Origin of the sequence: Amycolatopsis sp. NPDC051106, assembly GCF_040682775.1 — a bacterium.
Lineage (GTDB): Bacteria > Actinomycetota > Actinomycetes > Mycobacteriales > Pseudonocardiaceae > Amycolatopsis.
Window position 1 is genome coordinate 73,269 of the sequence record NZ_JBFBBQ010000028.1, and the last position, 22,856, is coordinate 96,124.

General features: G+C 71.0%; 24 protein-coding genes. 13 read left to right on the top strand and 11 right to left on the bottom strand.

Annotated elements, in window-relative coordinates; genetic code table 11:
• Nucleotides 1-130: 130 nt before the first annotated feature.
• Entirely contained in the window at nt 131-1,117 is a 987-nt protein-coding gene (locus AB0M83_RS22055) for an RIO1 family regulatory kinase/ATPase (protein WP_364519772.1), read from the bottom strand.
• A 272-nt stretch (nt 1,118-1,389) separates the two neighbouring features.
• On the opposite strand from AB0M83_RS22055, the gene AB0M83_RS22060 reads away from it, so the two are divergent.
• Entirely contained in the window at nt 1,390-2,928 is a 1,539-nt protein-coding gene (locus AB0M83_RS22060; RefSeq protein ID WP_364519774.1) for an NAD(P)/FAD-dependent oxidoreductase, read from the top strand.
• Nucleotides 2,929-3,137: 209 nt separating this feature from the next.
• Here AB0M83_RS22060 and AB0M83_RS22065 read toward each other — a convergent pair whose 3' ends face one another.
• A complete protein-coding gene (locus AB0M83_RS22065) occupies nt 3,138-4,034 on the bottom strand; it encodes an MBL fold metallo-hydrolase (RefSeq protein ID WP_364519776.1) in 897 nt (298 codons plus the stop codon).
• Between the two features lie 99 nt (nt 4,035-4,133).
• On the opposite strand from AB0M83_RS22065, the gene AB0M83_RS22070 reads away from it, so the two are divergent.
• Complete coding sequence (locus AB0M83_RS22070) at nt 4,134-4,589, top strand: cytidine deaminase (protein ID WP_364519778.1); 456 nt, start codon at nt 4,134-4,136, stop codon at nt 4,587-4,589.
• Between the two features lies 1 nt (nt 4,590).
• Nucleotides 4,591-5,457, top strand: a complete 867-nt coding sequence (locus AB0M83_RS22075; RefSeq protein ID WP_364519780.1) for a LysR family transcriptional regulator — start codon at nt 4,591-4,593, stop codon at nt 5,455-5,457.
• Here AB0M83_RS22075 and AB0M83_RS22080 read toward each other — a convergent pair.
• Nucleotides 5,427-5,981: a suppressor of fused domain protein gene (locus AB0M83_RS22080; protein ID WP_364519782.1), complete on the bottom strand. Its 555-nt coding sequence runs from the start codon at nt 5,979-5,981 to the stop codon at nt 5,427-5,429. The genes AB0M83_RS22075 and AB0M83_RS22080 overlap by 31 nt on opposite strands.
• A gap of 84 nt (nt 5,982-6,065) precedes the next feature.
• Here AB0M83_RS22080 and AB0M83_RS22085 point away from each other — a divergent pair, with 84 nt between their 5' ends.
• A complete protein-coding gene (locus AB0M83_RS22085) occupies nt 6,066-7,136 on the top strand; it encodes an FAD-dependent oxidoreductase (protein ID WP_364519784.1) in 1,071 nt (356 codons plus the stop codon).
• An 18-nt stretch (nt 7,137-7,154) separates the two neighbouring features.
• Here AB0M83_RS22085 and yaaA read toward each other — a convergent pair whose 3' ends face one another.
• Nucleotides 7,155-7,901 (bottom strand): peroxide stress protein YaaA, encoded by a 747-nt coding sequence (gene yaaA / locus AB0M83_RS22090; RefSeq protein WP_364519785.1) that lies wholly within the window; start codon nt 7,899-7,901, stop codon nt 7,155-7,157.
• A 73-nt stretch (nt 7,902-7,974) separates the two neighbouring features.
• On the opposite strand from yaaA, the gene AB0M83_RS22095 reads away from it, so the two are divergent.
• From AB0M83_RS22095 to AB0M83_RS22105, 3 genes are read left to right on the top strand one after another with little or no spacing between them, the layout of a single operon-like run.
• Nucleotides 7,975-8,928: a GNAT family N-acetyltransferase gene (locus AB0M83_RS22095; protein ID WP_364519787.1), complete on the top strand. Its 954-nt coding sequence runs from the start codon at nt 7,975-7,977 to the stop codon at nt 8,926-8,928.
• A 55-nt stretch (nt 8,929-8,983) separates the two neighbouring features.
• The gene (locus tag AB0M83_RS22100; protein WP_364519789.1) at nt 8,984-9,817 is read left to right on the top strand and encodes a helix-turn-helix transcriptional regulator; all 834 of its coding nucleotides are present in this window, start codon (nt 8,984-8,986) and stop codon (nt 9,815-9,817) included.
• 16 nt (nt 9,818-9,833) lie between these two features.
• Nucleotides 9,834-9,998 carry a DUF397 domain-containing protein gene (locus AB0M83_RS22105; protein WP_364519791.1) on the top strand — a complete coding sequence of 55 codons (165 nt, stop codon included), beginning with the start codon at nt 9,834-9,836 and terminating at the stop codon, nt 9,996-9,998.
• Here AB0M83_RS22105 and AB0M83_RS22110 read toward each other — a convergent pair.
• Entirely contained in the window at nt 9,979-10,881 is a 903-nt protein-coding gene (locus AB0M83_RS22110; protein WP_364519793.1) for a 2-hydroxyacid dehydrogenase, read from the bottom strand. The two genes, AB0M83_RS22105 and AB0M83_RS22110, sit on opposite strands and share 20 nt — an antisense overlap.
• A 199-nt stretch (nt 10,882-11,080) precedes the next feature.
• Here AB0M83_RS22110 and AB0M83_RS22115 point away from each other — a divergent pair, with 199 nt between their 5' ends.
• Together AB0M83_RS22115 and AB0M83_RS22120 are read left to right on the top strand one after the other, a co-directional pair.
• The gene (locus AB0M83_RS22115) at nt 11,081-11,380 is read left to right on the top strand and encodes a hypothetical protein (protein ID WP_364519795.1); all 300 of its coding nucleotides are present in this window, start codon (nt 11,081-11,083) and stop codon (nt 11,378-11,380) included.
• 291 nt (nt 11,381-11,671) lie between these two features.
• Nucleotides 11,672-11,995 (top strand): hypothetical protein, encoded by a 324-nt coding sequence (locus tag AB0M83_RS22120; protein ID WP_364519797.1) that lies wholly within the window; start codon nt 11,672-11,674, stop codon nt 11,993-11,995.
• Between the two features lie 312 nt (nt 11,996-12,307).
• On the opposite strand, the gene AB0M83_RS22125 is transcribed toward AB0M83_RS22120, so the two are convergent.
• Complete coding sequence (locus tag AB0M83_RS22125; RefSeq protein ID WP_364519799.1) at nt 12,308-12,661, bottom strand: VOC family protein; 354 nt, start codon at nt 12,659-12,661, stop codon at nt 12,308-12,310.
• A gap of 124 nt (nt 12,662-12,785) precedes the next feature.
• Between AB0M83_RS22125 and AB0M83_RS22130 the strand changes: the two genes are divergently transcribed.
• Genes AB0M83_RS22130 through AB0M83_RS22140 form a run of 3 tightly spaced genes read left to right on the top strand, consistent with a single transcriptional unit; the run spans nt 12,786 to nt 16,176 of the window.
• Nucleotides 12,786-14,534 (top strand): proline--tRNA ligase, encoded by a 1,749-nt coding sequence (locus AB0M83_RS22130; protein WP_364519801.1) that lies wholly within the window; start codon nt 12,786-12,788, stop codon nt 14,532-14,534.
• Nucleotides 14,534-15,430: a hypothetical protein gene (locus AB0M83_RS22135; RefSeq protein ID WP_364519802.1), complete on the top strand. Its 897-nt coding sequence runs from the start codon at nt 14,534-14,536 to the stop codon at nt 15,428-15,430. Before AB0M83_RS22130 ends, AB0M83_RS22135 begins: the two co-directional genes overlap by 1 nt.
• Before the next feature lie 53 nt (nt 15,431-15,483).
• Nucleotides 15,484-16,176: a hypothetical protein gene (locus AB0M83_RS22140; RefSeq protein WP_364519804.1), complete on the top strand. Its 693-nt coding sequence runs from the start codon at nt 15,484-15,486 to the stop codon at nt 16,174-16,176.
• Here AB0M83_RS22140 and AB0M83_RS22145 read toward each other — a convergent pair.
• Together AB0M83_RS22145 and AB0M83_RS22150 are read right to left on the bottom strand one after the other, a co-directional pair.
• Nucleotides 16,154-18,274: a DUF2156 domain-containing protein gene (locus AB0M83_RS22145; RefSeq protein WP_364519806.1), complete on the bottom strand. Its 2,121-nt coding sequence runs from the start codon at nt 18,272-18,274 to the stop codon at nt 16,154-16,156. The two genes, AB0M83_RS22140 and AB0M83_RS22145, sit on opposite strands and share 23 nt — an antisense overlap.
• Nucleotides 18,275-18,394: 120 nt before the next feature.
• Entirely contained in the window at nt 18,395-19,090 is a 696-nt protein-coding gene (locus tag AB0M83_RS22150) for a haloacid dehalogenase-like hydrolase (RefSeq protein ID WP_364519808.1), read from the bottom strand.
• A gap of 105 nt (nt 19,091-19,195) precedes the next feature.
• On the opposite strand from AB0M83_RS22150, the gene AB0M83_RS22155 reads away from it, so the two are divergent.
• Nucleotides 19,196-20,209, top strand: coding sequence for an ABC transporter permease (locus AB0M83_RS22155; RefSeq protein WP_364519810.1), 1,014 nt, complete (start codon nt 19,196-19,198; stop codon nt 20,207-20,209).
• Here the strand turns inward: AB0M83_RS22155 and AB0M83_RS22160 are convergent.
• The 3 genes from AB0M83_RS22160 to AB0M83_RS22170 are packed head-to-tail and all read right to left on the bottom strand — an operon-like array spanning nt 20,147 to nt 22,564.
• Nucleotides 20,147-20,557 carry a secondary thiamine-phosphate synthase enzyme YjbQ gene (locus tag AB0M83_RS22160; protein ID WP_364519812.1) on the bottom strand — a complete coding sequence of 137 codons (411 nt, stop codon included), beginning with the start codon at nt 20,555-20,557 and terminating at the stop codon, nt 20,147-20,149. The two genes, AB0M83_RS22155 and AB0M83_RS22160, sit on opposite strands and share 63 nt — an antisense overlap.
• Before the next feature lie 45 nt (nt 20,558-20,602).
• Nucleotides 20,603-21,247 (bottom strand): response regulator transcription factor, encoded by a 645-nt coding sequence (locus AB0M83_RS22165; protein ID WP_364519814.1) that lies wholly within the window; start codon nt 21,245-21,247, stop codon nt 20,603-20,605.
• 9 nt (nt 21,248-21,256) lie between these two features.
• Nucleotides 21,257-22,564, bottom strand: coding sequence for a sensor domain-containing protein (locus AB0M83_RS22170; protein WP_364519816.1), 1,308 nt, complete (start codon nt 22,562-22,564; stop codon nt 21,257-21,259).
• Between the last annotated feature and the right edge of the window lie 292 nt (nt 22,565-22,856).

Below are 22,856 nucleotides of genomic sequence, written 5' to 3' on the forward strand. Positions count from 1 at the left end.
TCATCCACGCCGCCGGTTGCGGTCTGAATCGATAGTACCTGAGGGTGGCCTGGTCGTCCGCATCGAGGTGACCGGTTGTGGGCGGCGTCGCAGTCGTGGCCCGGGCCACAGCCGCGACGCCGCCGCGAAATCACCCGAGCCCGGCGGCGGAAACGAGGTCCGCCAGCAGCTCACCGGTGTTCGTGACGTGCTCGCCGAGACCGCGGCCGTGGAACCAGCCGGCGAGGTTGCGCACGTCCCGCGCGAGGAACTCGACGCCGCCGGGGTTGGCGACGACGTCGACCGCCTGCGGCAGGTCGATCACCACGAGCCGGCCCCGGTGCACGAGCAGGTTGTACGCGGAGAGGTCGCCGTGCGCGAGCCCCTCCGACGCGATGAGCTCGAGCGCCGCGGTCGCCTGGAACCAGAGGTCCTTCAGCTCGTCCGGCTCCGGGCGCACCTGGGCCAGGCGGGGTGCCGCCGTTCCGTCCTCCTCGCCGAGGAATTCGAGGAGCAGTTCGGTGCCGTTGCGCTGCACCGGGTACGGCACCGGCGCGCCGAGCGTCCACAAGCGACTCAACGCGGCGAACTCCGCGACGGCCCACTGTTCGGCGATCAGGTTGCGGCCGAACGCGGTGCGCTGCGCCATCGCGCGGGTCTCCCGGGAGCGGCGCATCCGCCGCCCTTCGAGGTAGCCCGCGTCGCGGTGGAACAGCTTGTGTTCGTCGCTGCGGTAGCGCTTCGCGGCGAGCAGCGTGCCGGGGGTACCGGGCAGGCCGCGCCGCAGCAGGTGGACGTCGGCCTCCTTGCCGGTTTTGAGGACGCCGAGGTCGGTGTCGACGGCGGCGAGCTCGGTGACGACCCACTCGGGCCGGGGGAGCGGGCCGTGTTCGGCGTCGTCCCAGGTGGACCAGCGGTCGGCGCCGTCCGGCAGCTGGTTTTCGGTGTAGGCGTCGTCGCGCAGCTTCGCGAGCCGGACGCGTTCGCCTTCGGTGAGCCGCCCGCGGCGGGTGGGCTCGGGTTCGTCCTCGTAGCGCACGGCGCGGCGAGCGCGCGGTGCGTCGTCCTCGGACCGCCGGCGGCGGCGCGAGGGGCGTTCGTCGAAAAGCTCGGAATCGTCGAAATCGTGCTGGCGCACTGGTGGGGTTCTCCTTGGTCAGGGATGCCCCACCGGGCGCGTGATCAGCCTCGGGGGGCGGGTGGGTGAGGGCGCGAGAAGGCCCGGACATCCATCACGACAGGCACCTCCCGCTCTCTCCGCACCGGCTCCCTGCCGGTTGTGCTTCAGCTTGCCGGACCGATCCGGGCCCGCGCAACCGAATAGCGCGAAAGGACCGTTCGTGCGCTTTCCTTGAATTCCGCCTCCGGCCGTGGCCACGATGAACGGGCAGGCCGATCTAGGAGGAGCGGATGGACTCGTACGACGTCGTGGTCGCCGGCGGCGGCCACAACGGGCTGGTGGCGGCCGCGTACCTGGCGCGGGCGGGCCGGTCGGTGCTCGTGCTCGAACGGCGCGGGGAGACCGGGGGCGCCGCCGTGTCGTTCCGCGCGTTCGACGGCGTCGACGTCCGGCTTTCGCGTTACTCCTACCTGGTCAGCCTGCTGCCGAAGAAGATCGTGGCCGATCTCGGCCTCGACGTGCGGCTGAAACGGCGCCGGATGTCGTCCTACACGCCCACGGCCGACTCGGGTCTCCTTGTCGACACGGGTGACGACGGCCGGACGGCGGCGTCCTTCCGCGCGGTCACCGGGTCCGCGGCGGACTTCGCGGCGTGGCAACGGTTCTACGAGCTGACCGAGCGCGTCGCCGAACGCTCCTTCGGCACCCTCACCGAGCCGCTGCTGTCCGAAGTGGACTTCCGCGCGCGGATCGGTGACGGCGAGGCGTGGCCGCTGCTGTTCGAGCGGCCGATCGGCGAGACGCTCACGTCGTGGTTCGGCGACGACACGGTCCGCGGTGTCGTGCTGACCGACGCCCTGATCGGCACGTTCGCCGCGGCGGACGGCGCGGACCTGCGGCAGAACCGCTGTCTGCTCTACCACGTGATCGGCAACGGAACCGGCGACTGGGACGTCCCGGTCGGCGGCATGGGCGCGGTCACCGGCTCGCTCGCGGCGGTGGCCGCCGGCGCGGGCGCGCGGCTCGTGACCGGGGCGGAGGTGCTGTCGATCGACCCCGGCGGCGAGGTGCGCTACCGCCGTGACGACGTCGAACACGTCGTGCGCGGCGGCCACGTGCTGGCGAACGTCGCGCCGGCGACGTTGGCGCGGCTGCTGGGCGAGGAGCCGCCGGAGCGGCCGGAAGGCGCGCAGCTGAAGGTGAACATGGTGCTGTCGCGGCTGCCGAAGCTGCGCGACCCGCACGTCGACCCGGCCGAGGCGTTCGGCGGCACGTTCCACGTCAACGAGACGTTCACCCAGCTGGAGACGGCCTACCGCGAGGCGGCGGCGGGGCAGATTCCCACGCTGCCGCCGTGCGAGATCTACTGCCATTCGCTGACGGACCCGTCGATCCTGGGTCCGGCCGAACGCGCGGCCGGCGTGCAGACCCTGACGTTGTTCGGCTTGCACATGCCCGCGCGCCTCTTCGAAGGCCGCAACGAAGAAGCGCGCGAAGCGGCGTTGCGCGCGACGCTGGCTTCGCTGAACAGCGTGCTGGCCGAGCCGATCGAGGACTGCCTGCTGACGGGGCCGGGCGGGAAGCCCTGCGTGGAGGCGAAGACCCCGCTCGACCTGGAGGCCGAGCTGGGCCTGCCGGCGGGGCACATCTTCCACCGCGACCTGGCCTGGCCGTTCGCGACGGACCCGGCACAGGTGGGCAAGTGGGGAGTGGAGACGTCCCACGAGCGCGTGCTGCTGTGCGGCGCGGGAGCGGTGCGGGGAGGTGGTGTCAGCGGCATCCCCGGCCACAACGCGGCGATGGCGGTGCTGGGCGCGGAAATCGGCTGAGGCTGATGTCTTGAATGAGTCATTCAGGTCTCCGGAGGTCCTGAATGACTCATTCAAGACCTTCGGCACGGCGAACCTGGGCGCCGCGGAGAGCTGCCTGCGGCAGCGCGACCCGCCCGGCGGCCCCACCGACCGGCGGCCCCACCGACCGGCGGCCGTGCCGCCCGGGGGCACGCGGCCCGGCGGTTCCCGGTCAGGCGGTTTCCCGGTCAGCCCTTGACCGCGTCGTGCTCGGCGCACAGGCAGCCGACGCCCGGCTCGATCCACTCCTGCCCGGCCCACTCCGGGTGGCGGCCGACCAGTACCTCCCGCACCTCGGCGGCGACCTCCTCCACCCCGAGGCCCGCGTCCCGGCGGCGCCAGGTCTCGTCGCGCAGCTCGCGCAGGTAGTCGCGGACGTCGGTGAGCACTGACACCCCGCCGACCTCTCCGTGGCCGGGCACCACCACCCGGGGCCCGTCGAGCGCCAGCCGGTCCAGGACCTCGAGCCAGCCGATGCCGGTGACGTCCGTGTCGTGCGGCGGGAACCACGGGAGGATCGCGAACTGCCCGGTTTCGGCCAGGTCGCCGGTGAACAGGACGCCGGCGTCCGGTACCTCGACGACCTGGTCGCCCTGGGTGTGGCCGCGGCCCGTGGGGCGCAGCCGGACCGTCCGGCCGCCCAGGTCGAGGTCGTGGGAGCCGTCGAAGACCACGTCGGGCGTGGGCACCCGGACGCCTTCCAGCCGGCGGGCGACCACCTCGCCGAGGCCGCGGAACATCTCGAGGTAGCCCGCGCCCTTCGTGCTCAGGTCGGCCGCCTGGGCGCGGTTGACCAGGTAGGTCGCCGAGCCCGCGAACACCTGTGCGCCGTACGCGTGCTCGGGGTGGAAGTGCGTCGTCGTCAGGTAGAGGCGGCGGCCGGCCGCCACCGAAGTCGCGAAGGCGAGCACCTCCGACGCGTTCTCGGTGCCCAGGCCCGTGTCGACGACGAGGACGGCCTCCGTGCCGCCGATGACGCCGATGTTGGGCACGAGGTCGACGCGGGCGTTCGGGATCACCAGCAGGTCCGGGGCGATTTCCCGGGCGCCGGCTACCTGCACGGCGGGATCGATCAGATCGGTCATGTCCTGATTCCACCGCCGGGACGCCGGCGCCGTCCAAGACCGATTGCGTGGCGCCGATACCCGGCGGACATCGTCGCAGGCCGGCGCTACTGTTCGGCCATGGCAGTGGATCAGGAACTGGTGGACGCGGCGATCGCGCTGGCGCGGGACCGTTTCGGCGGGACGCCGTGGTCCGGGGCGGCGGCGCTGCGCCTCGACGACGGCACGGTGCTCACCAGCACGGCGCCGGACTTCCCGAACCAGGCCGTCAGCCTGTGTCACGAAACCGGCGCCCTCTGCGAAGCCTTCAAGCTGGGGCGGCGCGTCACGGGCTCGGTGTGCGTGACCGCCGCGGACGAAGATCGCGGCTACTGGGTCCTGGCGCCCTGCGGGGTCTGCCAGGAACGGCTCTTCGCGCACGGTCCGGACGTCGAGGTCGCCGTGCCCGAGCCCGCAGACCCGCGCCGGTGGCGGGCCCTGCGGCTGCGGGACGTCCAGCCGCACTGGTTCGCGCGCGTCTTCCCCGACGACGTCTGGCCCTTCGAAGCCGCTGAGCAAGCCGGCGAACCCGGCTGAGATGGAACTGCGCACGCTGCGGTACTTCGTGGCCGTCGCCGAAGAACTCCACTTCGGCCGGGCCGCCGCGCGGCTGCACATGAGCCAGCCGCCGCTGAGCCGGGCGATCAAGCAGCTGGAGGCCGACGTCGGCGCCGTCCTGCTGGTGCGCTCCGCGGCCGGGGTCACGCTCACCCCGCCCGGCGCGGCACTGCTCGACGAGGCGCGCGCCCTGCTCGACCAGGCCGACCGGGCGCGCGTGCGCGTGGCCGCCGCGGCCGGCGCCGCGACCATCACCGTCGGCCTGCTCGCCGACAGCGCCGACCCGGACGCGACGCGGCTGGCCGACGCCTACCGCCGGCAGCACCCCGGTGTCGAGGTCCGCGTCCGCGACACGGACCTGACCGATCCGACCTGCGGGCTGCGCGCCGGGCTGGTCGACGTCGCGCTGACCCGCGGCCCGTTCGACGAGACCGGCCTGACGCTGCACCGGCTGCGTGAAGACCCGGTGGGCGCGGTGCTGCGCGCCGACGACCCGCTCGCCCGCCGCGACCACCTGGAGCTGGCCGACCTGGCCGGCCGGCAGTGGTTCCGGTTCCCGGACGGCACCGACCCGGTCTGGCAGTCGTACTGGCACGGCGGCGAGCCGCGCGAAGGGCCGGTGGTGCGCGCCGTCCAGGAGTGCCTGCAGGCGGTGCTCTGGAACGGGACCGTCGGGCTGATGCCGCTCGGCCACCGGCCGCCCGGCGACCTGACGGTGGTGCCGCTCACCGACCTGGCGCCGAACCCGGTGGTCGTCGCCTGGACGGACGCGACCCCGCTGGTCCGCTCGTTCGTGCGGCTCGCGACGGCCGCGTATCAGACGACCGGCGGGCGCCGGACGTCGTAGAGGTCCCAGTCCAGCTGCCAGAACGCGTCGATGCCGTGCTCGCGGATGTACTGCCGCTCGGTGTCGTGCACCGGGAAGCAGCCGGCGATGCTGATCGGCGCGCCCCCGATGTCGATCAGCGTGTACTGGTGCGCGTCGAGGCCGGCGGGCGCGGACACGGCGAAAGCGGTCATGGCGGACTCGGGCGCGATCGGCTCGCCGAAGTCGATGGTGTCGCCGTAGACGAACGGGCAGGTGCCCCGCAGCTGCTCGGCGAGGTAGCCGATGGCCAGTGCCCACACCGGGTCGTCCGACCGGACGCTGATCCACAGCTCCGGTTTCACGCCGTGCCATTCGTCGTGGTCGGCCAGCGAAAGGCCGTAGGTCACCCCGGTCAGGTATCTCGGCTCCGGTTCGTCGGCGTAGACGAACGCGATGACGTCGTCGAGCCCGTCGTGGGTCGACGCGATCGGCTGCAACCGGGGCTCGGTGCTCCCGGTCAGGGTGTCGAGATGGGCGACATACCGCTCGGCACGGCTCGGCATGGCGCGCAGCATACGACCGGCCGGTCGAGGGCGCGGGGCAATCCCGGTGGCCCGGGCGCGGCAAAGTCGGGCAGGGTGGGGGACATGCGAGTGCTCGTGATCGGAAGCGGAATCGGCGGCGCGGCAACGGCCTGGCACCTGGCGGGCCGGGGCGCGGAGGTGGTCGTGGCGGACGCCGCCCGCCCGGGGACGGCCACCGAAGCCGGCGCCGGGATCGTCAGCCCGTGGACGTCACGCTGGGAAGACGCGCTGTACCCGCTCGCGTCGGCCGCCGGCCGGTACTACCGCGAATTCACGGCGGAACTGGCGGATTCGTCGTTCGAGGTCGTCGGCGGGATGGTCGTCTCGGCCGACGAAGCCGAGCTGGCCGAGGCGCAGGAACGGCTGACCGCGCGGGCGGCGAACGCGCCCGAAATCGGGGAAATCCGGCGGCTCGACCCCGCCCAGGCGCGCGAACTGTTCCCGGTGCTGGCGCCCGGATTGGGCGCGGTGCACCTGGCGGGCGCGGGCCGCGTCGACGGTCACCAGCTGCGCCGCGCCCTGCTGCTCGACGCCGAACGCCGGGGGGCGAAGTTCGTCGAAGGCGAGGTGGCGTTCCGCGCCGACGGCACGGTCGCGAGCCCCGAAGGCCCCCTGGAAGCGGACAGCGTCGTGGTCGCGGCCGGCGCGTGGAGCCGGGAACTGCTGGCGCCGCTGGGGATCGACCTGCCGGTGACGCCGCACCGCGGCCAGATCAGCCACTTCGACCTGCCGGGCACGGACACGTCGGCGTGGCCGGTGGTGCTGCCCCGCACGAGCCACTACCTGCTGGCGTTCGGCGGTGGCCGGGTGGTGGCGGGCGCGACGCGCGAGGCGGAGGCCGGCTTCGACTACCGCGTGACGGCGGCGGGCCAGCGCGAGGTGCTGGACAACGCGCTGACGGTGGCCCCGGGCCTGGCGGACGCGACGCTGGCGGAGACGCGGGTGGGCTTCCGCCCGGGCACGCCGGACGGCCTGCCGGTGCTGGGTGCGCTGCGGCCGGGCTTGGCGGTGTCGACGGGCTTCGGCGCGGGCGGGCTGACGAACGCGCCGTTCGCGGGGAAGCTCGTCGCGTCGATCGCGCTCGGGGAGGACCCGGGCTTCGACCTGACGCCGTTCGCGCCGGACCGCTTCTGAGCGGCGGGCGCGGGCTCATCAGCCCTCCGTGACCAGCTCCAGCGCGTGGTCGCCGGTGCGCTTCACCACCAGGCCGGCCTTCCGGATCACCTTCACCAGCTGGTCCACAGTGGACGGTTCGGCGCGCGTGACCACCAGTTCGCGCGCCAGCCGGCCCTTGTACGCCTTGTTGAAGTGGCTGACCGTCACGCGCTCGCCGCGGGCGTTCTCCGTCACCACGCGGACCGTCACCGCGTCCGGGAGCAGCTTCGCGAACGCCGAGTACGTGCCCGAGCGCAGGTCCACCACCAGGCCTTCCACCTGCTGCAACACCGGTTCGAGCACCGGCTTCCAGTGCCCGCGGACCGTCCCCAGCGACGGGAGCGAGTTCCCGCCGGAAAGCCGGTACGCGGGAATCGGGTCGGTCGCCGACACCACGCCGAACAGCGAAGACGTCACCGCCAGCCGCCGGTGCGCCTTCTCCAGGCCCGCCTTCGTGAGGCTCTTCACGTCGAGCGCGTCGTACAGCACACCGGTGTAGCGGCGCAGCGCCGGCATCGTCGGCGACGCGAACAGCTCCGCGTTGCGCGCCACCTCGCCGGACTGGCGCTCGGTGAGACCCAGGGCCGCGACGCTGGCGGGGACGTCCCCGGCCAGCTCGACCAGCGCGTCGAGCAGCTTCGCGCGGGCCGGGTTCAGCTCGGGGAACGACAGCGCGTCGAGGTCGAGCGGGCCGCCGCGGCCGCCGTCGGCCTTGGTCTCGGAAGGAGGGAGGAGCACCAGCACGCATCGAGCGTACTGTGCCGGCTTTTGCCAAAACGGGGTGCGCGGACGCCGCCGTCCGGCCTAGCCTCCCGGCATGGACCTGACCTGGCGCCCGTTGACCCTCGACGACGTCCCCGCCCTCACCCGGCTGTACGCCGCGGCCGAGGAGATCGACCGGACAGGTGACCACTTCACCGACGAAGACCTCCGCGAGGAGCTCGAAGGCCCCAACATCGACCTGGCCCGCGCCACGACCGGCGCCTGGGCGGGCGGGACGCTCGTCGCCTACGGCCTGATCCGCCGCCGCGACGCCGCGAACCCCGTCCACATGCTGCGCCTGCAGTCGGTCGTGCGCCCGGAGTACCGGGCCGCCGCCGTCGGCGCTCACCTGGCCGAGTGGTTTTCGCGGACGGGCCGAGAGGTCAACGAGCGCACCTTCCCGGACGCGCCGTTCGAACTGCACCACGGCCACCACCAGAACGAGCGCTGGATCGCCGGGGTCCTGGCCGGCGCCGGGTACCGGCACGCGCGGACGATGGTCAACATGCGCGTCGGCCTCGCCGACCTGCCGCCGCAGCCGCCGCTGCCGGACGGTCTCGTGGCGGTCCCGTTCGACTTCAAGCACGACCTCGCGGTGCTCGACGCCCGCAACGACACCTTCGCCGACCACTGGGGCAGCACGGTCTACGAGCCTGACGCCTGGCGCCACCTGGTCACCGGCTCGAAGGACTTCCGCCCGGACCTGTCGTACCTGATCCTCGACGGCGACAAGGTCCTCGCGTTCGTGCTCAGCCACTTCTACGCGTCCGAAGCCGCGGTGACGGGCATCCGCGAGCACTACGCCAGCTGGGTGGGAACGCGGGCGGTGTTGCGCGGCCGCGGCGTCGCGTCGGGGTTGCTGGGGCACACACTTATGGCTGCGAAAGCGGCGGGATTCGACCGGTCGGCGCTGAACGTCGACGTCGACAATGCGCACCGCGCCCTGGGTGTTTACGAGCGGTGCGGATATCGCGTCGACGATGAATGGCACGTGTACGTGCTGTCCTGAATTCGGGACGCCCCACCGCCGATCGGGGAATGGACGACGTTCGTACCATCGCCTCATGAAGCCGACTTCCGCGTCCCCGGGTGCCAGGGCGCTCGCCGCGTCGTTGCGTGAATTGCGGATGACGCGGGGCAAAGGACTGCGTGAGCTCGCCCGGATGGTGCGGATTCTGCCGCAGTTGCTGTCGGCGTGGGAAAAGGGGCAACGCGTCCCCGGCCCCGAGGACGTCGCCCGGCTGCTGGGCGCGCTCCAGGTCGACGACGCGACTTACGAGCGCATGATGCGCCTGGCCAGGCGCGCGAAGGACGACAACTGGCTGGATTCGAACCCGTCCGACCTGCCGCCCGCGCTGAGCGGCATCGTCGAGTACGAGCGCACCGCCACCCGCATCACGAACTGGTACCACGCGATCGTGCCGGGACTTCTGCAGACGGCTGACTACGCCCGCGCGATCTTGAGCAATTCGGAGATCGGCCTGGAACAGGCCGATGCGATGCTCATCGCGCGGATGAACCGGCAGCGTGTTCTCGCGAAGGCCGACCCGGTTCGCCTCACCGCGCTCATCGGCGAGGTCGCGATTCGCGAGGAGATCGGCAGCGCCGACATCATGTCGGACCAGATCGACCACCTGCTGGAAACGATGGCGCTGCCGAACGTTTCGCTGCGGATCGTGCCCGCCAACGTCGGTTATCACCCCGGGCTGATCGGCTCGTTCATCCTGTACGAGTTCGCCGATCTGCCGCCGATCGTGCACCTGGAGAACTCGCACGCGACGGCGTTCCTGCACGAGTCCGATGTTGTCGGCAGCTACCGGAAACAGGCTAGGATTCTGGCGGGGACAGCACTGAGTGACGATGCCACCCGAGCCATGCTCCGGGAGGCCGCGCGATAGTTCGGGAGGCCATGGGATGAGCGGTTGGCGCAAATCGAGCTACAGCGGCGGCCAATCGGACTGCGTCGAGGTGAGGCTCGATCGCTCCGTCGGCGTCCGGGACACGAAGGCCCGCGAGCAGGGGCAACTGACCGTCACCCCCGCCGCGTGGGCGGCCGCCGTCAAACTTCTACGAGGTTGAGCAGCTCCTCACCCTGCACGTACCTCCGCAGCTGCTCCGCCGCCAACTTCTTGGCGCGCGGGTAGAACGACGCCGATCCGCCGGCGATGTGCGGGGTGATGACCACGCCCGGCACCGTCCACAGTGGATGATCGGACGGCAGCGGCTCGGGGTCCACGACGTCGAGGCCCGCGCGCAGGCGCCCGGTGCGCGTCTCGGCCAGGAGGGCGCCGGTGTCGATCGCCGTGCCGCGGCCGACGTTCACCACCAGGGCGTCGTCGGGGAGGGCGGCCAGGGCCTTCGCGTCGATCAGGCCGCGCGTCGCGGGGGTGTCCGGGAGGACCAGCACCACGATGTCGGCCTCGGGCAGCAGCGCCGGCAGCTCGTCGACGCCGTGGACGTCCTCATCCGGCCGCGCGCGGCTCGCCACCCGCGTCACCACCGCTTCCGCGGCGAGGAGCTGGCGCTCGATCGCCTGCCCGATCGAGCCGTAGCCGACCAGGAGCACGCGGCTGTCGGCGAGGGACCGCGTGTGCTCGCGAGCCCACTCGCCCCGCGTCTGCTGCGCGAACCACCGCGGCAGGTCGCGCTGCGCCGCGTGGATCAGCGCGAGGGCGTGCTCGGCGACGCTGAGGTCGTGCAGACCCCGCCCGTTCGCCAGCCGCACCCCCGCCGGCAGCAGCGGCACCAGCGTCTCGACGCCGGCTGACAGCGACTGCACCACCCGCAGCGACGGCAGCTCCCCGATGAGCTTCGGCGGCTCCGGCCCGCGGTCGTAGGGCAGCACGTAGACCTCGACGTCGTCGAGCTCGGCCGGGGGAGGCTCGACGCCGTCGTAGTAGGCGGCCTCGACCCCTTCGGGCACGTCGATGTCGGTCCACGGCAGCAGTACGCGAGCGCTCATGCCGCCTTTCTACATGTCGCAGTACCTAAGTAGCTATTAGTGATGGCTTCTGCGCAGAAAGTTATGTGTATGTACGTACGTCTGGGTGTGTGGATGTGCGTCTGCCTGTGTTAGGCTCGTTGTGTCACCGGGAGGCCGGCTTTGGCCGACGAGGCTGGCCAGGTGGATGCAATGCAACTCATGCTGAGGAGGTGAAAACGTGACTGATGGCAAGTTGCGGGTGGTGGACGACGAGGTTGACCAGATCAACGTCGTCGCTCCCACTCGTCGGGAAGGTGACCCCCAGGTTCGCTTGAACCTGGCACTCGCCCCGGCGGTGGCGAAGGTGCTCAAGGACTATGCGGCCCGCAACGGTGTAACCGTCACCGAAGCGGTCCGACGGGCAGCGTCGCTTCTCGATATGTATTCGACCGAGGTTGAACATGTCGACGACGCCGACCTGGCGGTCGCCAAAAAAAATACTATCAGAAGGGTCAGGTTCAATTGGCTCAGGAAGTAATACCACTCTTACCTGTTCTTACTATGTCGATTGCTCTGCTGATTATCTGTTTGATCACTTCAGCTTCTGTCTTCCGCAATCTTGTTCTCGTCGTCAGTAAGTTCTGGCACGGCACCGTCCGTGCAGTAGTGGGTGAGTTCAAAAAGAACGATCCAGCGCTATTAGCTCTGACCTAACCATGGGTGCGATCCGATTTGGAGAGGTGGTGTAAAGGAATGGGGCGCCCGTTTCCCGTGTGCTGGCTTGGGTTTGAAGATTTGTAGCTGAAGGTAGAGAAAGGCTGAAGTAGTCGTGAGTAATCCCGGTGGCAAGGTTCGTCGGCAGAACCAAAAAGAGTCATCCGTGCAGCCTCGAGTCGTCGAGGTGGTTCGTGCGGCCGTCGAAGAAAGCGACGACATCACGAAGCCGGAGTTCGACAAAGTCGAAAAACTTCGGTATGCACAGTGGAAAATCTGGATGGCGTACGCATACTTGACTTTTGTGAGTGTGTTGTGTGTCAGTGCGGTACTGATTGCTCCGACGGGTGAAGTTAATGCGGTCGCCCTCGCACTCTGGGGCAGTTCGTCGGCGGGAGTTTTTCTGCTCCTCCGCCGGGAGTACGGCAACCGGATCTAGCTGGACGACGAGAGAAAGGCGGACGACATCGGAAGGCCGGGCACGGCTCAGGTGCCCGGTCTTCCGGCATTATAGGTCGCCATGCTGGGGTGAGGGGCACGCGTGCAGCGTCACCATCCGACTGGTCTACCCGAGCGGTTACCCAGCGGTCCCAGACGCACCTTGGCGGACGCACGTGGTGAGGAAAGCTACGTCGTCCAGTGTCCGGTACTAGTGCGCGCTCGCCTTGCTTCCGCGCCGGCTTCCTTCTATCAGCGGACCGTCGCACGCACCGGACGACCTGCTGTGGTCGCGTCAAACCATTGGTCACCGCTAGTGCTCACCTCCCGAGACGCAGAACTCGTTGCCCTCCGGATCGGTCAGCACGGTCCACGCCAACCCCGGTACGGAATGCTCGGCCACCTCCTTCGCACCCAGCTCCACCAGCCGTTTCACCTCCGCCGCCCGATCGTCCCCGCCGAAGTCGACGTGGACTCTGTTCTTCCCCACGCGCGGCTCCGGTACCCGTTGCAGGCCCAGCGGCAGCCCGCCCTCCGGGGGTGCCAGCACCAGGAACTCGCCTTCGTAGTCCTGGGCCACCGTGGTGCCCAGCGCCGCCGTCCAGAACTCCGCCAGACCGCGCGGATCCGCGCAGTCGATCGTGATCATGCCCAGGTGGATCGCCATGTCCCCGAAGCTAGCCGCCACCACCGACAAAAACGGGCCGTCGAGTAACCCGTTGGAGTCACGGCCGGGGGAGTGACTACCCTGAGCGGGACTTTCACACCCGCCCGGAGCAGGGAGCCCCGCAGTGATCACCAGGACTTCGTCGTTGTTCCTTCGCACCTTGCGCGAGGATCCGGCGGACGCCGAGGTACCGAGCCACCGGCTCCTGGTACGCGCCGGCTACGTCCGCCGGGTCGCCCCGGGCGGGTACTCGTGGCTGCCCCTCGGCCTGCGCGTGCTGCGCCGCATCGAGGCCGTGGTGCGCGACGAGATGAACGCCATCGGCGCGCAGGAGATCCAGTTCCCCGCGCTGCTGCCGAAGGAGCCCTACGAGGCGACCGGCCGCTGGACCGAGTACGGCGACAGCCTCTTCCGCCTCAAGGACCGCAAGGGCGCCGACTACCTCCTAGGCCCGACGCACGAAGAGCTCTTCACGCTGACGGTCAAGGGCGAGTTCAACTCCTACCGCGACTACCCGGTCACGCTGTACCAGATCCAGACGAAGTACCGCGACGAAGCGCGTCCCCGCGCCGGCATCCTGCGCGGCCGCGAGTTCGTCATGAAGGACTCGTACTCGTTCGACCTCGACGACGAGGGCTTGGAGCGTTCCTACCAGGCCCACCGCGCCGCCTACACGAAGCTGTTCGACCGCCTCGGCCTCGAATACGTCGTGGTCAAGGCGACGTCGGGGGCCATGGGCGGCTCGGCGTCGGAGGAGTTCCTCGCGGTCGCCGAAACGGGCGAAGACACCTACGTCCGCAGCACGGAGTCGGGGTACGCGGCGAACGTCGAAGCCGTCGTGACGCCCGCGCCGGCCGCGCAGCCGATCGAGGGCCGGCCCGAGGCCCAGGTGCACCACACGCCGAACACGCCGACCATCGAGTCGCTGGTGAACTTCCTGAACAACGCGGACCTGGGCCGCACGTTCACCGCCGCGGACACGCTGAAGAACGTCATGCTCAAGGCGCGTCAGCCCGGTGCGAAGGAGTGGGAGCTGATCTGCGTCGCGCTCCCCGGTGACCGCGAAGTGGACATGAAGCGCCTCGAGGCGTCGCTCGAGCCCGCCGAGGTCGCGCTGCTCGACGAGGCCGACTTCGCCAAGAACCCGTTCCTGGTCAAGGGCTACATCGGCCCGAAGGCCCTGCAGGACAACGGCGTGCGCTACCTCGCCGACCCCCGGATCGTGCCCGGCACCGCCTGGGTCACCGGGGCCGACAAGGTCGACCACCACGTCATCGACCTGCTGGCCGGCCGCGACTTCACCCCGGACGGCACCATCGAGGCCGCCGAGGTCCGCGAGGGCGACGCGTCGCCGGACGGCCACGGCACCCTGGTCGCCGCGCGCGGCATCGAGATCGGGCACATCTTCCAGCTCGGCCGCAAGTACGCGGACGCGTTCGAGCTCGACGCGCTCGGCCCCGACTCCAAGCCGATCCGGATCACGATGGGCTCCTACGGCGTCGGCGTCTCGCGGCTGGTCGGCGTGCTCGCCGAGCAGAACCACGACGACCTCGGCCTGATCTGGCCGCGCGAGGTGTCGCCGTTCGACGTGCACATCGTCATCGCGGGCAAGGACGACGCGGTGCGCGCCGGCGCCGAGAAGCTCGCCGCCGAGCTGGACACGGCCGGTCTCGAGATCATCCTCGACGACCGCAAGGCGACCCCGGGCGTCAAGTTCGCCGACGCCGAGCTGGTCGGCGTGCCGACCATCCTGGTGGTCGGGCGCGGCCTGGCCAACGGCGTCGTCGAGGTCAAGGACCGGCGGACGGGCGAGCGCGAAGAGATCGCGGTCGACGCCGTCGTCGAGCACCTGGTCAAGCTCGTCCGGTCCTGATGGGCCGGTTCTCCCGGCGCTCGGACGACACGACGCCGGGGTACGAGGACAACGCGGCGCTCCGCGGGTTCGGCGGCTACGAACCCGCGGACGCGCCGGCGCCTGCGAGTTTGCCTTCGGTTGAACCGCCGAGGGCGCGGCCGAAGCGGATCCGCCCGGCGCCGAAGCCGCTGAAGTGGCGGCGGGCGCCGTGGCTGGGGCTCGTGCTCATCGCGCTGATCGCGGGTGTGCTCAACGCACTGGGTGTCGGCAAGGCGCACCGGCCCTCGGGTTCGGCTCCGCTGCCGCCGCTGGTGGTGACGCCGTCGCCGCGAACAGTGGTCCCCGCGGTGACGAGCGGCTGGCAGTCCGTCGCGGCGCGAGACGGCTCATACGCGTATGACGTCCCGCCGGACTGGAAGCCCGCGCCGACCACGCAGCACGGCTGGGACGAGCCGGCGATCCGGCTGATCACGAGCGCGTTCCTGGGCCGGGACTTCTGCGGCCGGGACACGCTGGGCGGCGCGGGCGTCACCACCGAGCCGCTCCCCGATCCCGAGGCAGCGGCGCGCAAGGCCGCGACAGACCTGGCGACCGGCGCGTACGGCGGGACGTCCCAGGTGGGCCCGGGCACGGACGCCCAGCTCACGAAGGCCGACGGCACCCGGAGCCCGGCCCGGATCGTGGTCGCCGAAGTGACCCCGGCGGCGACGGGCGAATGCTCGGCGAAGCATGCTCTGGTTGCCGCGATGGCGTTCGGCAACGGGAGTGCGTCGGGCGTGGTGGTGGCCTACGCCGATGCCGACCGTTCCGGGCCGACGATCCGGGACGACCTGCTGGGGATCTTGAAGAGCTACCGGTTCGTGCCGGCGGCGGACCGGAGCACGACCACTCCGCCGCCGACCACCTACCGCTAGAGCGGCGGTACGGTGGATCGTTTCGGTCGACAATTCGAGTGGTGGATGACTCTATGGACAAACGGCTGCTGAGGATACGGGCTGGTGCAATCAGCGTGCTGATTGTTGCCGGAATTATTCTGCTGTTCGGTCCGTTGATCGTCAAGGCTTGGACGTGGGTTACGCGGGCTCGTAGCGCCGACTGGTGGGGCGCCGTTGGGCAGTGGGCTGGTGCGGCCGGAACGGTCGCGGCGGTGGTAGTCGCGTTGTGGATCGCCCGCCGAGATGGACGGATAGCTCGAGAAGACCGCCGACGGCAGGAACTGCGCGACAGACAGGAGCAAGCATCGCGCGTGACGGCCTGGATCGAGGTGCCTGAGAACGGTGCGAACTTCCCTGACGGTGCACCAGTGGATTTGTATATGATTGTTGCCAATGGGAATCCGGAGGCGATCAACTATGTGATGGTTTCCTTTGACATCTTCAAGGGACTTCCGGTGTACGGTCCATACATCCAGCGCGGTGACAGCGTTGAAGAAGACGAGTACCTGTACGCAGTGCTCCCGCCAGGAAAGTGGCGAATGCCTGTGCGGCCCGGCTGGGCGGGCATGAGCGCCCAGCCGGGTGTCATGTTGGCCTTCACGGATTCCAAGAACTGTCATTGGCTACGCCTTACAGATGGCACTCTGACCGAACAGCCGGAGAACGTTATCAAGCGGCGTGAGATTTGGTTCCCGCAGCGGATTAGTGTCCCCGAGAGCTACTGACGAGCTTCGCCAGTTCGCGCAGCCGCACATCCGGCAGGTAGGCCCGGCTCAGCGCCAGCCCGATCCGCGGCAGGTCCGCCTCGTCCCGGTAAGCCAGGTACAGCGGCACGCGGCGGGGCTGGAACTTCGCCTTGAACGCGTGCAGCGACCGGAAACCGTAGTACGGCTCCATGACCCGGCCCAGCGACTCCAACGCCCGGTCCACCAGCGCCGCGGACTCGGAATCGCTGCGGGCCAAGGGTGCGCCCGACAGCGACACGAACCGCGCGCCTTCCTCGCGGAACTGGACGCACGCCGACGCGATCAGGAACTCCATCACCGGGCGGAAACCGTGCGGGCTGCGGCGCATGACGTCCAGCGTCCAGCCGCCCACCTTGCCCTCGCCCGTGTGGACCGGCAGCCACGACGTCACGCCGTGGACCGTGCCCTCCGCGTCGACCGCGAGGCCGACCCGCGTCGCCGGGTCCATCGCCTCGTCGAGGCCGCCGAGGGTGAAGCCCATCTCCGGCATGCCCTTGCCCGACATCCACTCCTCCGACAGCGCCCGGACCTGGGCGAGGATGGGCTCCGGCTGGTCGGCCAAGCGGACCAGCCGGAAGTCGATGTCCTGCTTGGCGGCCTTGTTCAGCGCCGACCGGACGTCCTGCCACGCCTTGCCGCGGAACTCCAGCTTCTCCAGGTCGAGCACGTTGTCCTCGGCGACCTGGACGTGCTGCCAGCCCTGCTCGCGGGTCGCCGCGACGGTCTCTTCCGTCGCCGAGAACACGCACGGCACCAGGCCGGAGTTCTCGCACATCGTGGTGAACTCGGTGACCGTGGCCGCCGCCGTGCCGTCCGGAGCGATCGGGTCGCCCAGCGCGACGGCGACGCCCGCGTGCTTGCGGTAGGCGAGGTAGGAACGGCCGTCCTCGCGGACGAAGTACGTGTTGCGCGGCCAGGTCGTCATCCACGACAGCGTGCTGCCGCCGTGGCGTCCGAGCAGCGTGCGGGCCAGCGACGCGCCGGGACCCTGAGCGTGGCGCCGCTGCCGTCGCCGCGAAGGGACGCGGAAGGCGTGCTGGGCGGCGATGAGGACGCCCAGCTCGACCGTCCACAAGAGATTGTCCACGAAGAACAGCGGCAGGCCCGTGGTGTCGTAGCCCGCGCCGAAGACGTCGGCCAGCCCGTAGACCGTGGCCGCGGCGAGCGCCTGCAGCGTCACGAAGGCCGACAGCGCGATCGCCCAGCGCCACGCGACCCGGCTGCCCTTGCGCAGCCCGTTGATCATCGGCACCGTGACCAGCACGAGGAACGCCAGTTCCGGCGCCGACAGCGAAACCTCTTCGGTGGAGCCGAACGGGCCTTCGCCGGGCACCAGGAGCATCACGATTTCGGCGATGGTGAGCAGCAGCAGGCCGGCGACGGTCAGCAGCCGCCACTCGCGCGGGTTCGGCCCCACCGAGGGCGCCCGCCGGGAGCCGACGAGCCGGTTGCCGAGCGGGATCGCCGCCAGCAGCGCGAAGAAGTGCACGAGGTCGGCCAGCGTGCCGACGTAGATGATCGCGACCCCGGCGTACACGCAGAGCCCGGCCCGCAGCCGCAGCGCCCACGGCGGCCGCAGCGTCGCGCTGGCGACGGCGACCGCGGCGAGCGCGCCGCCGGAGAACCCGACGTCGAGGCTGCCCGCCATGCGCTCGGCCCACAACCAGCCGGAATTACCGCACAGCGCCAGGAACTGCGTCGCGACGAGCACCGAGACGAACTGGCCGCCGATGGTCACGGCCATCGCGCGCCGCGTCCCCAGCTGCCACTCGGCGAAGCCGGCGAAGAGCGCGAAGCTGCCGACCATCGGGAGGTAGTACCAGGGGACGACGGCGAAGAACGGCCCGGTGAGCATGGTCCACCACCGGCCCTCCTCCAGCGACGGCAGCCCGTAGGCGATGAACGGGTAGGCCGCGCGGTCTTCGGCCGCGTTCCAGAGCGCCCCCGACGCGACGGCCAGCACGAGCATCGCGAGCACCACACTGCTGGTGAACGGCAGGCGCTGCCTGAGCACCGCGACCGTGCCGCGGATGCGTCCCCCTCCGGCGGGCCCGGCCGCCGACGCTGCTTCAGTCATGCTCGGAAGTGTGGCGAACAGCCTCTCCGGCCACATCGGGCGAAGGAAGGAGATTGACCCCTAAGGGGTCGTCCCTTCGGATGAGGGTTGACACCCTCCCGAGGACGACGAAGACGACTTTCAGCTGAACACGGCGGTTTTCACGGCGTCGGTGTCGGCGAGGTCCGGCAGCACGATGTGCGCGCCGGCCGCGCGCAGCTCGTCGGCACTGTAGAGCCCGGTCGCCACCGCGATCGACAGCGCGCCGTGGGCCAAGGCGGCCTTGACGTCGTTCGGGGTGTCGCCGACGACGACCACCGCGCCGGCCTCGAACGGCGCGCCGTGCTTGGCCGCCGCCAGCGTCACCGCGTGCGGGACGAGGTCGGGGCGGTGCACCGAGAGCGTGCCGTAGCCGCCGATGTCGAGGTCGAGGTGCTCGTGCAGGCCGAACGCGGTGAGCTTGTGCCGCGAGATCTCCGGCAGGTTGCCGGTGACGAGCGTCTGGACGACGCCGTCGTCCTCGGCGAACGCGACCAGCGCTTCGGCCGCGCCCGGCAGCGCGCGAGCCTCCGCCGCGAAGCGGTGCGCGGCCCGTTCCGACTCCGCCACCAGGGCCTTGAACATCGCCTGGACCGTGTCCGGCGCGGCTTCGAAGCCGTTCGCGGTGAGCAGTTCGGTGGTGGTCGCCAGTTCGGTGCGGCCGCCGAACACCGGGGCGACGCTCAGGGTCGCGCCGGTCGCGGCCGTGAACGCGGCCGCGTACCAGGCCATGCCCAGCCCGGCGAAGTCCACGAGCGTGTGGTCGATGTCCCAGAGCAGCAGCCGCTTCTTCGTCACGAGACCGAGGCTACCGGCAGCACTATTCAACACGCGTTGACTTTTGCGGGACGCGGTCGTACCTTGGCCAGTAATTCAACAAGCGACGAATAAATGGAGGTTGTCATGACTGGTCCTGTCCGGCGCCCCGCCGGGGCGCTCGCCCTGGTCGCGGCCGTGGCCGGCGCGCTGGTGGCCGTGGTGCTCGGGTTCCTCACCTTCGGCGCGCAGGCCACGGCCGCGCCGGACGGCGTCCCGGTCGCGGTCGCCGCGCCGCCGGAGATCGCGCAGCGCATCACCGCGCACGGTGGCGGTCAGCTCGACTGGACGATCGCGTCCCCGGCCGACGCGCGGAAGCTGCTGGAGGACAAGAAGGTCTACGGCGTGCTCGAGCTCGGGCCGGGACCGTCCGCGACCGTCGTGACTGTGGTGACTTCGGGGGCGGTCAACCCGTCGGGTACCCAGGTCGCGCAGCAGGCGCTGACCGGCGCGGCGTCGGCGCTGGGCGGGGCTCCGAAGCAGGAGGTGCTGCGCCCGGTGAGTGTCGCCGGCCGGACCGCACCGCTGGCCGCGTCCGCGCTGGCCTGGATCGGCGCGCTCGTCGCGGGCCTGGCGCTGACGCAGCTGGCCCAGCGCACCGGCCGCACGGTCGGCGCCGGCGCGCGGTTGCTGCAGGTCGTCGGCGCCGGAGTGCTCGTGACGGCGGCCGTGGCCGGGTTCTTCGCGCTGTGGGACGCCGCGCTGCCGCTGGACTTCGGCGTCCTGGGTTTCGTCTTCCTCGCCGCCACGGCGTTCGCCGCCCTGCAGGCGGGGCTGCTGCGCCTGCTCGGGCTGCGCGCGATGGCCGTCCTCGGCCCGCTCTACCTGGTCGCGCCCGCGGTCGCCGGGCAGGTGCCGGAGCTGCTGAACCCGGCCTACCGCACGCTGCTGTGGTCGTGGACGCCGTTCCGCTTCTCGACCGAAGGCCTGCGAAGCCTGCTTCAGGGCGTGCCGGGTGCGCCCGACGTCACGACCGGCGTCTGGGTGCTCGGCGCGCTGCTGGCCGCGGGCTTGCTGGTGGTGCTGTGGCCCGGCCGGTCAGCCCGCGAGGAAGCTGAACCGCACCTTGCGGACCGGGTTGTCGAGGTTGGTGTCCACTAGGCAGATCGACTGCCAGGTGCCCAGCGCGAGGACGCCGCCGAGCACCGGGATCGTCGCGTAGGGCGGCACCAGCGCCGGGAGCACGTGGTCACGGCCGTGGCCCGGGCTCCCGTGCCGGTGCCGCCAGCGGCCGTCGCGGGGGAGCAGCTCGTCGAGCGCGGTCAGCAGGTCCTCGTCGCTGCCGGCGCCGGTCTCGAGGACCGCCAGCCCGGCGGTGGCGTGCGGGACCCAGACGTGCAGCAACCCGTCGGTCGCGTCCGCGTCGCGCAGGAACGACTCGGCCTCGTGGGTGAGGTCGTGGACGACGGCTTCGGAACCGGTGCGGACCTCGATCTCGGTGGAGTACATGGGCCCCAGCCTAGGCCCCCGCGCCGGGACCGCGCGCCCGTCTGCTCAGGAATCCAGGTAGCGCAACACCGCCAGCACCCGGCGATTGTCCCCTTCGGACGGTGGCAGGCCGAGCTTGCCGAAGATCGACGTCACGTACTTTTCGACCGATCCGGCCGAGAGGAACAGCTTCGCGGCGATCGCGGAGTTCGAGCGGCCCTCCGCCATCAGGCCCAGGACTTCGCGCTCTCGCGGGGTGAGCCCGCTGAGCGCGTCGATCTGCCGCGTCGCCGAGAAGAGCTGGCTGACGACTTCGGGGTCGAGCACCGTTTCGCCGTCCGCGACCCGGCGCAGCGCGTCGAGGAAGTCGGACACCTCGGCGACGCGGTCCTTGAGCAGGTAGCCGACGCCACCCGCGCGGTCGGCCAGCAGCTGGGCCGCGTACTTCGTCTCGACGTACTGGGAAAACAGCAGGATCGCGCGGCCCGGTGACTCGCGACGAAGGGAGATCGCCGCCCGCAGGCCCTCGTCGGTGTGCGTCGGCGGCATCCGGATGTCCACGATGGACACGTCGGGGGAGTTCTCCTCGACGGCGGTCCGCAGCGCGTCGGCGTCCTTCACTGCGGCGACGACCTCGTGGCCGCGAAAGGTCAGCAGCTCGACGAGACCCTGGCGCAGGATGGTCGAGTCCTCCGCGATGACGATCCGCATGCCGCGACCCTAGCGGGGCAAGGGCACCCGCGCGGTCACTTCGGTCGGACCGCCCACCGGGCTCGCGACGGTCAGCTCGCCGTCGACCGTCCGCAGCCGTTCGGCGACCCCGGCCAGCCCGCCGCCCGGGACGAGCCGGGCACCGCCCCGGCCGCGGTCGCGCACCCGCAGCCACAGGACGTCCCGTTCTTCGGTGACCTCGACGTACGTCGTCGTCCCGCCGTGCTTCGCGGCGTTCGTGAGCAGCTCGGCGGCGCTGAAGTAGACGATCGTCTCCAGGGACGGCGGCGGGCGGCGCGGCAGGTCGACGGCGACCCGCGCGTCCATCCCGGACGTCGCGACGAGGGTGGCCAGCGCGACGTCGAGGCCCGCGTCGAGGGCGGCGGGATGGATGCCGCGGGCGAGGTCGCGCAGCTCGGTCAGCGCCTGCTTCGCGTTGGTGTGGGCGGCGGTGACCAGCTGCTGGATCTGGGGGAGGTCGAGGCCTTCGAGCTCGTCCTTGGCCAGCCCGAGCTTCATGGCGAGCGCGACGAGCTGGGCCTGCGCGCCGTCGTGCAGGTCGCGTTCGATGCGCCGCAGCCGCAGCGCGGCGTCCTCGACCGCCGTCGCGCGGCTCGCCTCGAGGTCCCGGACGCGTTCGGAGAGCTCCCGCGTGCCGAGCAGGCCGACGACCAGCAGCCGGTCGAGCGCGACGAAGGCGTGCGTCACCCACGGGAGCGCCACGAGCACCAGCAGCCCCGACGCCGACCACGCGAGGGCGCCGGCCCAGTTGCCGGCGTAGATGTCGAAGACGTCCAGGTGCCGTTCGCCCAGCGGAAACCAGAGGAACGCGAACGGGGTCGCGGCCAGGGCGTAGACCGTCGCGGTGGTCATCGTGAGCAGGGCGACGAAGGTCACGGGGAGGCGCAGCAGCAGGTAGCCGCCGGTGCGCCAGCCGGCGGGATCGCCGACGCGGGCCCGGACCCACGCCCACAGCCCCGGCTTGAGCTCGGGCCGGCGCGGAGCGGGCACGCTGACGCCGAGCAGTGTTTCGGCGAGGCCGCGGTGCAGGGCGCCGAGGCCGCGGGCGTAGGAGATGGCGCCGGCGAGGACGAGGAACCCGAAGAGGACGGGGGTCAGCGAGAGGCCCAGCACGAGCAGCAGGAGGAAGCTGAAGAGCGAGAAGAGGGTGAGCGGGCCGGAGAGCCACAGCCAGGCGTATTCGGCCCAGAAGTCGCGCGCGGCCAGCGGCCCGAAGACGCGGCGCAGCGGGTGGGGGCGGGGGGCTTCGAGGCTGGTCACGGCTTCAGTTTGGCCGGGGTGGGGCGCGGTGCCCATCCGGTTTTCCCCCGAGCGTGACCCGGGGAAAGCGCCCCAATGTGGCGTTGGGTGCGTGGGACGCACCGAACGCCACATTGGGTGCGTGGGACGCACCGAACGCCACATTGGGTGCGTGGGACGCACCGAACGCCGCATTGGGTGCGCGAGCCGGCTTTCGCATCGGCCCGCGGGGGCGCCCCCCGTCTTCCACGTTACCGGCCGGCACCGACAGTTCCGGCGCGGAAAGGGCGGTGGTGGCCCAGTTGTCCACACACCCAAGGTGGCCTTCGGTGCGTGTGACGCACCGAAG

Bases quoted from the DNA above. Each gene is read 5' to 3' on its own strand.
- AB0M83_RS22060 (WP_364519774.1), top strand. From the start codon at position 1,390: ATGGACTCGTACGACGTCGTGGTCGCCGGCGGCGGCCACAACGGGCTG.
- AB0M83_RS22065 (WP_364519776.1), bottom strand. From the start codon at position 4,034: ATGACCGATCTGATCGATCCCGCCGTGCAGGTAGCCGGCGCCCGGGAA.
- AB0M83_RS22070 (WP_364519778.1), top strand. From the start codon at position 4,134: ATGGCAGTGGATCAGGAACTGGTGGACGCGGCGATCGCGCTGGCGCGG.
- AB0M83_RS22075 (WP_364519780.1), top strand. From the start codon at position 4,591: ATGGAACTGCGCACGCTGCGGTACTTCGTGGCCGTCGCCGAAGAACTC.
- AB0M83_RS22080 (WP_364519782.1), bottom strand. From the start codon at position 5,981: ATGCCGAGCCGTGCCGAGCGGTATGTCGCCCATCTCGACACCCTGACC.
- AB0M83_RS22085 (WP_364519784.1), top strand. From the start codon at position 6,066: ATGCGAGTGCTCGTGATCGGAAGCGGAATCGGCGGCGCGGCAACGGCC.
- AB0M83_RS22095 (WP_364519787.1), top strand. From the start codon at position 7,975: ATGGACCTGACCTGGCGCCCGTTGACCCTCGACGACGTCCCCGCCCTC.
- AB0M83_RS22100 (WP_364519789.1), top strand. From the start codon at position 8,984: ATGAAGCCGACTTCCGCGTCCCCGGGTGCCAGGGCGCTCGCCGCGTCG.
- AB0M83_RS22105 (WP_364519791.1), top strand. From the start codon at position 9,834: ATGAGCGGTTGGCGCAAATCGAGCTACAGCGGCGGCCAATCGGACTGC.
- AB0M83_RS22110 (WP_364519793.1), bottom strand. From the start codon at position 10,881: ATGAGCGCTCGCGTACTGCTGCCGTGGACCGACATCGACGTGCCCGAA.
- AB0M83_RS22125 (WP_364519799.1), bottom strand. From the start codon at position 12,661: ATGGCGATCCACCTGGGCATGATCACGATCGACTGCGCGGATCCGCGC.
- AB0M83_RS22135 (WP_364519802.1), top strand. From the start codon at position 14,534: ATGGGCCGGTTCTCCCGGCGCTCGGACGACACGACGCCGGGGTACGAG.
- AB0M83_RS22140 (WP_364519804.1), top strand. From the start codon at position 15,484: ATGGACAAACGGCTGCTGAGGATACGGGCTGGTGCAATCAGCGTGCTG.
- AB0M83_RS22145 (WP_364519806.1), bottom strand. From the start codon at position 18,274: ATGACTGAAGCAGCGTCGGCGGCCGGGCCCGCCGGAGGGGGACGCATC.
- AB0M83_RS22155 (WP_364519810.1), top strand. From the start codon at position 19,196: ATGACTGGTCCTGTCCGGCGCCCCGCCGGGGCGCTCGCCCTGGTCGCG.
- AB0M83_RS22160 (WP_364519812.1), bottom strand. From the start codon at position 20,557: ATGTACTCCACCGAGATCGAGGTCCGCACCGGTTCCGAAGCCGTCGTC.
- AB0M83_RS22165 (WP_364519814.1), bottom strand. From the start codon at position 21,247: ATGCGGATCGTCATCGCGGAGGACTCGACCATCCTGCGCCAGGGTCTC.
- AB0M83_RS22170 (WP_364519816.1), bottom strand. From the start codon at position 22,564: ATGGGCACCGCGCCCCACCCCGGCCAAACTGAAGCCGTGACCAGCCTC.